General features: G+C 47.3%; 14 protein-coding genes. 9 read left to right on the plus strand and 5 right to left on the minus strand.

Features of this window, described 5'->3' with window-relative positions; genetic code table 11:
• Positions 1–7 precede the first annotated feature (7 nt).
• Positions 8–1,405 carry an L-cystine transporter gene (locus ABDZ72_RS05475; protein WP_425542353.1) on the plus strand — a complete coding sequence of 466 codons (1,398 nt, stop codon included), beginning with the start codon at positions 8–10 and terminating at the stop codon, positions 1,403–1,405.
• A gap of 90 nt (positions 1,406–1,495) precedes the next feature.
• Here ABDZ72_RS05475 and ABDZ72_RS05480 read toward each other — a convergent pair whose 3' ends face one another.
• A complete protein-coding gene (locus ABDZ72_RS05480) occupies positions 1,496–3,298 on the minus strand; it encodes a DNA ligase D (protein WP_343751672.1) in 1,803 nt (600 codons plus the stop codon).
• Positions 3,299–3,400: 102 nt separating this feature from the next.
• On the opposite strand from ABDZ72_RS05480, the gene ku reads away from it, so the two are divergent.
• The 7 genes from ku to ABDZ72_RS05515 all read left to right on the plus strand — a co-directional run bounded on the left by ku (position 3,401) and on the right by ABDZ72_RS05515 (position 8,283).
• Positions 3,401–4,246 carry a non-homologous end joining protein Ku gene (ku, locus tag ABDZ72_RS05485; RefSeq protein ID WP_343751673.1) on the plus strand — a complete coding sequence of 282 codons (846 nt, stop codon included), beginning with the start codon at positions 3,401–3,403 and terminating at the stop codon, positions 4,244–4,246.
• 429 nt (positions 4,247–4,675) lie between these two features.
• On the plus strand, positions 4,676–5,677 hold the full coding sequence (locus ABDZ72_RS05490; protein WP_343751674.1) for an acyltransferase family protein: 1,002 nt from the start codon (positions 4,676–4,678) through the stop codon (positions 5,675–5,677).
• 76 nt (positions 5,678–5,753) lie between these two features.
• Positions 5,754–6,590 carry a sugar nucleotide-binding protein gene (locus ABDZ72_RS05495; protein WP_343751675.1) on the plus strand — a complete coding sequence of 279 codons (837 nt, stop codon included), beginning with the start codon at positions 5,754–5,756 and terminating at the stop codon, positions 6,588–6,590.
• Between the two features lie 309 nt (positions 6,591–6,899).
• Entirely contained in the window at positions 6,900–7,202 is a 303-nt protein-coding gene (locus ABDZ72_RS05500; RefSeq protein ID WP_343751676.1) for a phasin family protein, read from the plus strand.
• Between the two features lie 147 nt (positions 7,203–7,349).
• A complete protein-coding gene (locus tag ABDZ72_RS05505) occupies positions 7,350–7,484 on the plus strand; it encodes a hypothetical protein (protein WP_343751677.1) in 135 nt (44 codons plus the stop codon).
• Positions 7,485–7,593: 109 nt separating this feature from the next.
• Entirely contained in the window at positions 7,594–7,884 is a 291-nt protein-coding gene (locus ABDZ72_RS05510; RefSeq protein ID WP_343751678.1) for a DUF5327 family protein, read from the plus strand.
• 30 nt (positions 7,885–7,914) lie between these two features.
• Positions 7,915–8,283, plus strand: coding sequence for a DUF423 domain-containing protein (locus ABDZ72_RS05515; protein ID WP_343751679.1), 369 nt, complete (start codon positions 7,915–7,917; stop codon positions 8,281–8,283).
• On the opposite strand, the gene ABDZ72_RS05520 is transcribed toward ABDZ72_RS05515, so the two are convergent.
• From ABDZ72_RS05520 to hemQ, 4 genes are all read right to left on the minus strand, one after another.
• Complete coding sequence (locus ABDZ72_RS05520; RefSeq protein ID WP_343751680.1) at positions 8,278–8,529, minus strand: hypothetical protein; 252 nt, start codon at positions 8,527–8,529, stop codon at positions 8,278–8,280. The two genes, ABDZ72_RS05515 and ABDZ72_RS05520, sit on opposite strands and share 6 nt — an antisense overlap.
• 165 nt (positions 8,530–8,694) lie before the next feature.
• Positions 8,695–9,174 (minus strand): spore coat protein GerQ, encoded by a 480-nt coding sequence (gene gerQ, locus ABDZ72_RS05525; protein WP_343751681.1) that lies wholly within the window; start codon positions 9,172–9,174, stop codon positions 8,695–8,697.
• A gap of 18 nt (positions 9,175–9,192) precedes the next feature.
• Complete coding sequence (locus ABDZ72_RS05530; protein ID WP_343751682.1) at positions 9,193–9,615, minus strand: cell wall hydrolase; 423 nt, start codon at positions 9,613–9,615, stop codon at positions 9,193–9,195.
• A gap of 204 nt (positions 9,616–9,819) precedes the next feature.
• Positions 9,820–10,563, minus strand: a complete 744-nt coding sequence (gene hemQ / locus ABDZ72_RS05535; RefSeq protein WP_343751683.1) for a hydrogen peroxide-dependent heme synthase — start codon at positions 10,561–10,563, stop codon at positions 9,820–9,822.
• 229 nt (positions 10,564–10,792) lie between these two features.
• On the opposite strand from hemQ, the gene pta reads away from it, so the two are divergent.
• A complete protein-coding gene (gene pta, locus ABDZ72_RS05540) occupies positions 10,793–11,761 on the plus strand; it encodes a phosphate acetyltransferase (protein ID WP_343751684.1) in 969 nt (322 codons plus the stop codon).
• The last annotated feature ends 24 nt before the right edge of the window (positions 11,762–11,785 follow it).

Raw genomic sequence — 11,785 nt, forward strand, 5'->3', positions numbered from 1 at the left:
GGAAGTGATGGTGGATATATTTTATATTGTTTTGAATGTTGCTGTTCTTGTGGTACTTATAGGTCTTTTAATTCGTATGCAGCAAAAGCATTATTCGTTCAGTAAGCGTGTATTTGCAGGTCTTGGTATTGGCATCGTTTTAGGTGTGATCCTTCAGGTTATCTATGGGACGGGGTCCGACGTGCTTTCACAAACCATTGAGTGGTACAATATTGTCGGCAGAGGGTATGTACAATTATTGATGATGATTGTTGTTCCGCTGGTTATGGTTTCTATTATTCAATCGATCATTAATTTAGAAAAATCATCGGATCTTGGGAGAATGTCGGCCTGGATTATTGGATTTCTGGTTTCGACTGCGATGGTAGCGGCACTGGTTGGCGTCGGAAGCGCTGCTCTTTTTGACTTGAATGCCGGTGAAATCGAATCCGGCCAGGCCGAACAGGATCGGGGGTCGATGCTGGAATCAACATTAGGGGATATGGAGAACCAATCAACACCTGAAAAGATTTTAAGTTTTATTCCGTCCAATATTTTTCAGGATATGACCCAGGACCGTCCGACGTCGGTTATTGCCATTGTTATTTTTTCCATGATTGTTGGGATCGCGGTTTTAGGATTGCGCCGAAAGAAACCGGAAGAGGCAGAACGGTTTACCAAAGGTGTTAATACCATTTTCGCTGTTATCATGCGTATCGTAACGCTGATTCTGCGCCTGACACCATTTGGAATATTGGCATTGATCGCAACAACGGTAGCCAGCACGGATGTGGCAGGCATCGTGGAACTGGGCAAATTTGTTATTGCATCGTATGCTGCTCTGATTGTCATGTTCCTTATTCATTTAGTGCTGGTTGGTGTGTTTGGATTGAACCCAATGACGTATTTAAAAAAAGTGCTGCCGGTTTTAAGTTTCGCATTTACCTCCCGTTCAAGTGCCGGAACGATTCCCTTAAATATCCAGGCACAGAAGAATTCGCTTGGTGTTGACCAAGGAATTGCGAATATGTCGGCATCGTTTGGTGCAACCATTGGGCAAAATGGATGTGCAGGTCTTTATCCGGCCATGCTTGCTGTTATGATCGCGCCCTCTGTCGGTATAGACCCGTTCACACCAGGTTTTATTCTTCAATTGGTATTAATCATTGGCATTAGCTCGTTTGGTGTGGCCGGTGTCGGCGGTGGTGCCACATTTGCAGCGCTGATTGTTCTGTCGTCCATGGGGCTTCCGGTTGCCCTGGCCGGGCTGCTTATCTCGATTGAAGCATTGATTGACATGGGCCGCACCGCCTTGAACGTTAATGACGCTATGCTCACAGGCACGCTGACATCACGCGTGATGAAAAAGTTGAACCGAAAGACTTTTAACGATAAAACGGCAATCGAACAAGAAACCGCATTGTAATGAAAAAAGCCGCTCCAGCACGGGGCGGCTTTTTTTATGGTTGAGGTATATTAAATTGCGCGACCCGAGCCAAGGAGTTTGTCTTTGTCTCTACTCGCGGGTCATGTTTATGATTTTGTCGATTGGCTGCTGCTGCTTGGTGGTAAAGTAGGGTGCGAAGGGACATCCATTTGTTTGCACACGGTCGATGACATTAGCAACGGTGAACATATCCGGCGACAGATCGTCATTAACTTCTTCCCAGAACAACGGCGCGGCAACTGTTGCGTCTTTTCGCTTCCTTGGGGAGTAGGGTGCGACGATCGTTTTGCCTTCCCCGTGCTGCAAATAATCGATATATAAACGGTTTCCGCGTTTTTCCTTCATTCGCTCGGTCGTGAAGGCTTTCGGGTATTCGCGCTCAAGCGTCCAGGCAATCGCTTGTGTAAATATACCGGTGTCGGCATACGACATGGTGCCGGGAGGAATGGGAATGTGCACTTGCAGCCCTTTTCCGCCGGATGTTTTGACAAATGAGATCAAGTCAAGGTTATCCAGCAGTTGCTTCAGCAATTTCGCAGCTTTGACGGCCAAATGGAAAGCTTCGCGGCCAGGCGGGTCCAGGTCAAACACAATCTCAACCGGCTGTGTGCGATCGGATGGTTGGAACGGGATATGGTATTCCATCGTGCCGTGATTGGCGAGCCAGACGAGTGACTCCAAATTATTGCAAACAAAATGCATGTCCCCGTCATGCTCAACACCTTTGACAAAATCCGGCGCACCATCCGGCCGATGTTTTTGAAAAAAAGATTCCCCGTCCACCCCGTCCGGACAGCGGATAATGGTAAGCATCCTGTCCTGCAAAAATGGCAACATATAGGGCGTGACTTCCCGCATGTAAGCAAGCATATCGCCTTTTGTTACTCCGACACTCGGCCAGAAAACTTTCGCCGTATTGGTCGCTTCAACCGTCTCCGGCAACATGGCCATATCAAGATTCAATTTTTCCACCGTACAGTCGGCCGCATCCATATCCGGAAGCAACTGGCTAAATGAAGGCTCCCGAATCTCGTCCGAGACCAGGTCCAATGTATGGATTGACGCGCATACGGCGGGTGGGAGACGGTAGCCGTCAATCTCCTTCGTCCCATTCGTGACAAACAATTGCCGTAATGTATCGGATGCCGATTCATCCAGCCCGTGTTTGCATTTCCCGATGTCAACCGGCTTGCCGTCGTGGAAAACACAGGCGGTAAAATAGTCATTTTGTGTATGATAAAACGTTAAAAATGCCGTTACCGTCCGCCAGTTTTTAATTTTAAACCAGTCGCGATGGTCTTTGCCTTGCTTGTAAACACTCGTTTGTCGTTTCGCTACCACCCCCTCGCCTTTATAGCGGAATGCGTTCTCCCAAGCCGCATCCGCATCGCTCGAAAACGGAACAGCATACAAACGTTGACCCAACTGGCTTTTGTCGTTAAACAACTTTCGCAGACGCTGCTTCCGTTGTTGTAGTGGTTCCTCTAAGAGCGACTCCCCGGCTTCCAAAAGCACATCAAACGCCATAAAACTCACCGGTCGCTCCGAAGCGGCCGCAGCAATCCGGTCGGTATTTGTCATCCGGCCACGCTGCTGGAGTAAGGAAAAATTGGATTGATGCGCATTGTTCAGAATGGCCAGTTCCCCGTCCAGCGTCAGTGGCAAACGCGCCCCGATTAGTGATTGCTCTGTTTGACAAGCGGACGGAATCTCAGGAAAGGTAGCCGTCAGATCGGTGCCATTTTTGCTGATAAGCCTGATCGAATCCTTTTCCCATTTCAGCAAGCAACGGAACCCGTCATATTTCGTTTCATACACCCAGTCACCTCCGCGTGGAATCGTATCGTTCATAATTGGCTTCATGACATTCATCGAACCACTCTCCTAGTCGTTAATATACCTCCATTTCATATCCGTTATCAGGATAAATTTGTACCCCGGGAGCCAAACTATATTTAAAAGGAGGCCAAACGTATGCATACGATGTGGAAGGGGACGATCAGTTTCGGATTGGTCAATATTCCGGTGAAAATGCACGCCGCAACCGAAAACAAAGACGTGAAACTGCGCAATCTGCACAAGGAATGCGAGACGCCGGTGACGTATGAACGCGTCTGCCCGAACTGTGACCGGGATGTGAAAAATGACGAAATCGTGAAAGCGTACGAATACGCCAAAAATAAATTTGTGGTGTTGGATGATGAAGAACTGGAAAATCTTAAAAAAGAACAAAAAGATAAAGCGGTGGAAATTATGGACTTCGTTGAATTGGACGAGATAGACCCGATCTATTTTGAAAAAAGCTATTACCTGTCACCCGATGAAAGCGGGGTCAAATCGTACGGACTTCTTCGCTCAGCGTTGAAAGATACCGGAAAAATCGGTGTTGCCAAAATGATGATCCGCTCCAAGGAGCAATTGGCCGTCATTCGCATTTATGAAAATACGCTTGTCGTCGAAACCATTCATTATCCGGATGAAGTCCGCGACGTACAAGACGTCCCGAATGTACCAGAAGCCGACAATGCCGATGCTAAAGAGCTGGATACGGCAAAAATGCTGGTTGATCAACTGTCCGCCACGTTTGACCCGGAAAAATACAACGATGAGTATCGCGCCGCGCTGTTGGAGTTGATCGAGCAGAAGAAAAATGATGAAGACGTTACAACGGCAACGGAAAAGCCAAAGCCTGACAATGTCACCAACTTGATGGATGCTCTGCAAAAATCGCTGGACCGCGCCCAGGATGACAACCAAACAACATCGAAAGCAGGCAAAAAAGCAACAACACCGAAGAAAAAGATTGCCAAAGCCAAATAAAAGACAACGTGTGGTAACCGCCCGGGTAATATGGCAGGAAATTGGATCTGGTCGATAAATCCTGGATCCGGTTGATAAATCAGAAAACCTGGTCGATAAATTCAGAATCTGGTTGATAAATCGTGTCAACCGGTCGATAAATTCAGAATCTGGTTGATAAATCAGCCAATCCGGTCGATAAAATCTGGATCCGGTTGATACCTCAGCCAACCTGGTGATAAATCCAGAATCCGGTTGATATCACCCACCCGCCATCCGGTCAATCGTGCCCTCCTCGCCCTGTCCGGATAACAATGATTGCATACCTTTGCATTCCGCTTACAATTCATTAACAACTGCCAAAAATAGTGGGCTCCCTGTCGTAATGCTATGACAAAACGGGTATAGAACCTGTGTCAACGATGATTACCAACAAAGGCAGGGAGACAAATGGAGCGGAATGCTTATTTTGATAATGCAAAATGGATCATGATTTTTCTGGTCGTGTTCGGTCATATTATTCAACCGTTCCGGGAAGACACAGCAGGGATCAATACATTGTATTTATGGATTTACACCTTCCATATGCCGGCATTTATTTTTCTGGCTGGTTTTTTTGCGAAAGGTTCCGGGAATATGAGTTACATGATGAAAATGGCAAAAAAATTGCTTCTGCCCTATGCCATTTTCCAGCTTCTTTATACAGGGTATTTTTTCTGGATTGGTAAAGACGGCTGGCAGGCGGGGATGTTTTATCCGCACTGGTCACTATGGTTTTTGTTCAGTCTGTTTAGCTGGCACTTGTTGCTGATTTGGTTCAAAAAGATACCAGCAGGAATGGGTATGGCTATTTCGGTCGGCATCGGATTACTGGTTGGCCTGTTTGGTGAAATCGGCCATACCTTCAGTTTGTCCAGGACATTTGTTTTTTTCCCATTTTTCCTGATGGGCTTTTGGATGACGAAAGACAACATGGCTTGGCTGAAAACAACGCCGGTACGCATCGCTGCCCTTGTTGTCATGGGCGCGACAGCTGTGGCGATTTATGTGGCACCGGATTTCAATTCCGGATGGCTTTTGGCGTCAAAATCCTACAACGACTTGGGCATGCCTGATTTAGGGGTGCTGGCACGTCTGCTGGTTTATGTGACGTCGGGATTGATGGTTGCCGCCGTCTTTGCCTGGGTACCGTTGCGCCGCAGTGGTTTGACACATCTCGGCGAACGGACCTTGTACGTTTATTTGTTGCACGGATTTTTTATCCAATTTTTCCGGCAAGCCGATTTATTTGCCATTCATAACGTTTTGGATGTTGTCGGCCTCGGTCTCATTGCAGCCTTGATTGTCTTCGCACTGGCCAGTAAACCTGTCGTCGGCATTTGGCAGCCGCTTGTGGAAGGAAAACTGTCCATACTGCAACGAATGATACGCGGACGGACGGTCTCGAGATGAGGCGTGAAACCCCTGGAAAAGGAGTATTCAAAGCATCGACTTAGCAACTGTTCCTAAATAAAAGGAGGGAGAAACAATGAACGTATGTGTCTTTGGTGCAAGCGGCTATCTTGGCTCAACCGTTTATCAGTTATTGAAAAATGAACCGTCTTTAGATGTATCCGGCACGTATTTGACGGATCCCGGAGCGTTTACCGATCTTCACAAGCTGGATGTCAATGATCCGGAGTCGTTTTCGGGATTTTATAAAACGATGCAGCCGGACGTTGTGGTCTGGTCAGTCATGAGCGGCACTTATGAAGATGACTTGATCAACGAAGGGCTGCTGCATTTGCTTGACCATTTGCGACCGGAAACCAAATTGATCTATCTGTCGACGGATTTCGTATTTTCTGATGGAAACGGTCCATACAATGAAGAGGATTATGTCAGCAAATGGCCGGATGAACATACGTTAAGCACGTATGCCAATGCCAAAATTAAAGCCGAACGCATGATTGCTGATCAGGTTACGAATTATGCCATATTACGAGCAGGGCCGATCTACGGTGAAAACCATCTCGGCCAACAGGATGAACGAACAAAACAGCTAAAGGAAACGCTCGCCAATGAACAAATCACAGCTTACCGGCCTGATCTGATCCGGACATTCGTCCATGTCGAGGACCTGGCCGCTGCGGTTGTGGCCTTTGTGTCAAACGGTTTAACAGGCATTTATCATACAGGTGCGAAGCGGCAGGCCAGTTTTTATACGTTCATGCGTAAAATGACAGAGATGCTTGGGTACCAGCCGGAGCGGATAGAAAAAGCACCGGAAGACGACCAGCCGGATAAGGAAATGCCGAAGAACACCGCTCTATCAACAGAAAAAATAACAGCGGAAACCGATCTCCATTTCCGTCCGTTGCCATAGAACCTCCCCGGTAAGTCTAAAGGTGCCGGGTGTTTTCCATAGGGGGTAAGCAGAAGCCATTGCCGTACCCTTTTTAAAACATGAAGGGCGACCAGCATTCGCAGAAGACATATGACGGCTGAACGATCCACTTTGACCAACAGTTCGGGGATCGTTTCAGGAAGTCAATAATTCTGGCATAATTGCCACCTTTTGCTGCATAGAATCATAACAGCGAACGTTCAAAAAGGCATGTTTACATTGTTTCGATGTCGGGAAAACATATGCAGAATATATGATACTAAACCGGAAGAGAGAGGGGCCATGACGATGAGTGATTTCTTGAGAAAAGGGTTCCTGCTGGGGCTCGGTGCAGCCATCACAGGTAAGGAAAAAGTGGACGAGAAACTCCAGGTGTTGGTGGACAAGGGCGAATTGACCCAGGACGAGGCGAGAAGCATGCTGAGAGATTTAGCCAATAAGGGTGAATCGAAAACCGATGAATGGAATGAAAAAAGCCAGGAGCAACTGCAGTCGTTCGCCCATGATTTGGGGCTGGCCACCAAAGAGGATATTGATCGATTGGAAGCCCGACTGACGGAACTTGAATCGAAAGAAAATGAACGGTCTTAACATCGCATCCGACCCCTGTCGAGCGCTGTCAAATTATCAGTAAATTTCGTAAATTTTTGTTTGCATATTGATTCCCGGCATGATTAACGTTACAATAACGACATGATAAATGAACGTTTGATTCATTTCAGAAGGGGATGTGTTGTTATGAAGCAAATGGAACACATGCGGGAACACACAGAGAGACAGTTAGGCCGGAAACTCCAGGAAAAAGAACTGGCGTTTCTGCGGTGGGTATACGACCGATATCAAGAAGAAAGACAACGTCACATTAATATATAGATTGCGGGGAGATTGAGAAAGTCTTGGAGCGTATCCAAGGCTTTTTACATGGTTGAAACGATCATGTTCATGTTATACTGGCTTAAGTTAAGGAAAAGGAGTGGCAACCATGGCTGTGACGAACGATACGATCATACAGAAAATGGAAAAGGAGCTGGCCGAAGCGAAACGGTTGTCCAACGACGATGCAGGCATGAAAGCCCATATAGCCCATATTCACCTTTTATGTGAGCTGTTGCTGGAGGAAAAACCGAAGTCGGCAACACCGTCCAGCAGTGACATGACAGCCGACGAAATGAAGGCGATGCTCGGACAAGAAATGACCGGCAAACCGCTCGAGGGAACCGAAAAGCGAACCGAACAAGACGGCGCAAATGGACATTCCATTTTTGATTTTTAACATACACGTGGACAGAGGAGGCGTATTTTGATGAAGTTGTTTTTGATGCTGGGGGCCATCAACGGCTTTTTGGCGGTTGCGCTTGGTGCGTTCGGCGCCCACGGACTGGAAGGAAAAGTTTCCGAAAAAGCGCTCGGCACATGGGAGAAGGCGGTCAATTACCAAATGTTTCATACCATGGCTATGCTTGCCGTCGGTTTATTGCTTGCCAAATGGCAGACCGGTGGGCTTATGTGGGCCGGGTGGATGTTTTTCATTGGCATCATTCTTTTTTCCGGCACGCTCTATATTTACTCAGTGACCGGAGCGAAAACGTTTGCCATGATCACCCCCATTGGCGGGGTTGCCTTTTTGATTGGCTGGGTATTGCTCGGCTATGCGGTTATGAAAGGGCTATAACTGAAACAGCATAATAGTGGACAAAATCGCTACCATTCCAGCTTTAATAAGTTGCTTGATGCCGTCTTGAGCGTTGTTCGTGCTCGTATGCAGGACACCTTCGCAGAATAGGCTTGCTGCAATGAAATACAAGCTGCCTGTCATCATGATGACGTATCCTTGCATAATGGCGATAATCCCCGTTACAATAGCCAGTCCGAGGGTTACGAATTCCAGACGTATGTATTTTTCATACACATTCCGCACATGAATCACGTCCCCTCTGGCCGGTTTGCAGCCCAGTCACGATGTATGGACGGGATAAACCTTGTAGCGGTAGCAGCCTGTTTGCGACCTCTGCAAATGAGTACCCACCGGCAGGACTGCTCCATGCCGGTGGGCGCGCCGGTATACGAATGCCTGACCCCGACGTCAGCGCGGCGGGTATTGCGACATCTGTCCGCTGCTTCCGCTGTTATTATAAGGATACTGATAATTAAGCTCTTCGTTAAAGGTTACATAGTCAAGATAAATCATCAGTAACAAATAACGTTTTCCGGTTTGCTGATCGCTTAAAATGATGTGGTCGCGACCCGCTGCCTCAACAATCCCTTTAAACACTTTCGCATTCCATTCATCATTGTTTTCAAATGTCATATAAACGGTCGCTTGCTTTCCTTCATTCAGACGCAGTATGTTTTCAATGTAGGACTGTTGCTGTGGGAGCATGGTTTGTTGAGCCGGTGGTTGCTGACTAGGTTGACTCGGTACTTGCTGACCCTGCTGATTCGTCGCCGGTGGATTTGTTGGAAATTGCCTCGGGTCATACACCGGGTAGTAAGCAGGGGACGTCGGTGGATAGTAATAGTATGGATTTACCTGATACGGGTCGGTGTAATAATAGTCACTCATGTAGAAAACCTCCTCTTATTAATAAACTTGCGGACATTCGGATGAACTCGGTGCAAAGAAACAGTGGGATTTATACCGGCCCGTGTTCCCTTGGCCGAACCATTGCTCCGGGCAGGCACCGGTTGGTTTGAAAAAATATAAGGAATTGCTTGCCGGGTGATAGCGTTTGCCACTGATCACTTTACGAGCCAATTGTTTATCCTTTTCCCGGGCGCGCTGATAAAAATATCCTTTCTGTGTCGCCTCAAATCCGCCCGGACTCTGGTGAACCATTTGATTAATGGTATCAATTTCAGTAAAATCAAGGCATTCACCGCGGACCCGGTTAATTCCGGTGTTGCCGGCCATAAGCATTCCCAGTTTGCCATCCCCTTCTGCTTCCGCTCGCATTAATCGCGCTAATACATCAACGCCTTTTTCCGTGTACCGAACTACAGCCACATCACTTGCACCTCGCTTCTGCAAAGCTAACCTATATTGGTTTCTCAACTATCTATATGTAAGGCATGCGCTAATGATGACACATGACCAGCAAAAACATACATCATTTTTTGACAAATCAAACGATGAACAGCAGTACCCTTTGGAAATGAAAAGAAGAACCGGCTCCACTACCGGTTCTTCTTTTCATTTTTGTTCTATTATTTATACGTGCAAATAAGTGTCCAGTCCGTCTTTGGCAAGGTGGTTCCCTACAAAGAACGTACCGAATTCGCCGTATTTGGCACTTACTTCGTCAAAACGCATTTCGTAGACAAGTTTCTTCAGCTGCAATGCGTCATGGGCAAATAAGGTGACGCCCCATTCCCAATCATCAAAGCCGAATGACCCCGTAATAATCTGCTTGACGTTACCGGAATATTGGCGTCCGGTTTTGGAATGTTCATAAAGCAGCCCTGCCCGTTCTTTGAAGCTGAGTGAGTACCAGTTTTCCTCCCCTTCACGCCGTTTATCCATCGGGTAGAAACACATATGCTCCCACTTTGGCAAAATGGGGTATAGCCGATCACGTACTTTTGGATCATCCGCTGATGCGTTGCCGCTGTATTGCGACATTTCCACAACAGAGACATACGAATAAACAGGCTGCAGGAACTCAGCCAGTTTGGATTTATTGAACGCGGTTTCCACATCGGTCAATTCGTTCAGCGACGGGCGCAATATCATGAACATCATATCCGCTTTATGGCCAAGGACTTGATACAGAACATGGCTGCCATTTTCGGCCTGTTCCACTTCTTCCCAATCCGTCAGCAACTGTTTAAATTCCTGAATCGCTTCATCGCGGTCCTCACGGGATGCCATTTTCCATGAAGTCCAGTCAACCGTACGCATGTCATGTAAGCAATACCAACCGTCCAACGTTTTAACTGCTTCTGCTGCTGTCATAAAAAAACGCTCCTTCATTTGAAAAAATTCGCTTATGTCTCAGCGTGTCCATTCGCTGATCAATTAGTACCTAAAGTAACTATATCATATTTGGGCTATGATCAGCATGTCATCACGTATGTGTCATGATTCTGTCAGAAAAAACAAAAATGAATAGCTCAAAATGGTTTTCACATTGCGGTCATTACATTATGATTGAGACAGAAATGGATAGTTGGGAGGGCATGTAATGAGTCATCTTTTAACAGGGATTGAAAACAGTTTGAAAGAAACGGACAAGCGCATTGTTTTTCCGGAAGGGTATGACGCCAGAATTTTAACAGCGGCTGATCGTCTAAGCCAAGCCAGGGTGGTGACACCGATTCTGCTGGGCCAACCAGAAACCATCCGGCAAAAGGCAGCGGAGGCCGGTGCGGACATATCCCAGTGTGAATGGATGGACCCGAACGATCATCCAGACATGGATACCATGATCGAAGCGTTTGTCGAACGCCGCAAAGGGAAAGTGTCGGCCGACGAAGCCAAGGATATTCTACGGGATGAAAACTATTTCGGCACCATGCTCGTTCACATGGGACAGGCGGACGGCCTTGTCAGCGGAGCGGCGCATTCGACAACGGAAACGGTCCGGCCTGCCTTGCAAATCATCAAAACGAAAGACGGCGTTCAGAAAACATCCGGTGTTTTTATCATGATTCGTGGTGAGGAAAAATATGTATTCGCCGATTGTGCGATCAACATGAGCCCGGACAGTCAAGATCTGGCGGAAACCGCTACCGAAAGTGCGACGACAGCGAAACTGTTTGATATCGATCCGCGTGTGGCGATGCTCAGCTTCTCCACGAAAGGATCCGCCCAGTCGGAAGAGACGGATAAAGTGGTGGAAGCCTTACGTCTGGCGCAGAATAAAGACGCATCGCTCGTTATCGACGGCGAATTTCAGTTTGATGCGGCATTCGTTCCGGATGTGGCTGCTAAAAAAGCACCGGATTCCGTTCTGCAGGGTGACGCGAATGTGTTTATCTTTCCAAGTCTGGAAGCAGGAAATATCGGCTACAAAATTGCTCAGCGACTCGGTGGTTTTGAGGCGGTCGGTCCTATTTTGCAAGGCTTGAATAAACCGGTCAATGACCTGTCACGTGGCTGCAGTGCAGATGACGTTTACAGCCTGGCACTAATCACGGCCATGCAGGCATAACGATGATGTAAAAGCGTACAGTGG

It is taken from the genome of Lentibacillus halophilus, from assembly GCF_039522485.1.
Lineage (GTDB): Bacteria > Bacillota > Bacilli > Bacillales > Amphibacillaceae > Lentibacillus > Lentibacillus halophilus.

Bases quoted from the DNA above. Each gene is read 5' to 3' on its own strand.
- ABDZ72_RS05475 (WP_425542353.1), top strand. From the start codon at position 8: ATGGTGGATATATTTTATATTGTTTTGAATGTTGCTGTTCTTGTGGTA.
- ABDZ72_RS05480 (WP_343751672.1), bottom strand. From the start codon at position 3,298: ATGAATGTCATGAAGCCAATTATGAACGATACGATTCCACGCGGAGGT.
- ku (WP_343751673.1), top strand. From the start codon at position 3,401: ATGCATACGATGTGGAAGGGGACGATCAGTTTCGGATTGGTCAATATT.
- ABDZ72_RS05490 (WP_343751674.1), top strand. From the start codon at position 4,676: ATGGAGCGGAATGCTTATTTTGATAATGCAAAATGGATCATGATTTTT.
- ABDZ72_RS05495 (WP_343751675.1), top strand. From the start codon at position 5,754: ATGAACGTATGTGTCTTTGGTGCAAGCGGCTATCTTGGCTCAACCGTT.
- ABDZ72_RS05500 (WP_343751676.1), top strand. From the start codon at position 6,900: ATGAGTGATTTCTTGAGAAAAGGGTTCCTGCTGGGGCTCGGTGCAGCC.
- ABDZ72_RS05505 (WP_343751677.1), top strand. From the start codon at position 7,350: ATGAAGCAAATGGAACACATGCGGGAACACACAGAGAGACAGTTAGGC.
- ABDZ72_RS05510 (WP_343751678.1), top strand. From the start codon at position 7,594: ATGGCTGTGACGAACGATACGATCATACAGAAAATGGAAAAGGAGCTG.
- ABDZ72_RS05515 (WP_343751679.1), top strand. From the start codon at position 7,915: ATGAAGTTGTTTTTGATGCTGGGGGCCATCAACGGCTTTTTGGCGGTT.
- gerQ (WP_343751681.1), bottom strand. From the start codon at position 9,174: ATGAGTGACTATTATTACACCGACCCGTATCAGGTAAATCCATACTAT.
- hemQ (WP_343751683.1), bottom strand. From the start codon at position 10,563: ATGACAGCAGCAGAAGCAGTTAAAACGTTGGACGGTTGGTATTGCTTA.
- pta (WP_343751684.1), top strand. From the start codon at position 10,793: ATGAGTCATCTTTTAACAGGGATTGAAAACAGTTTGAAAGAAACGGAC.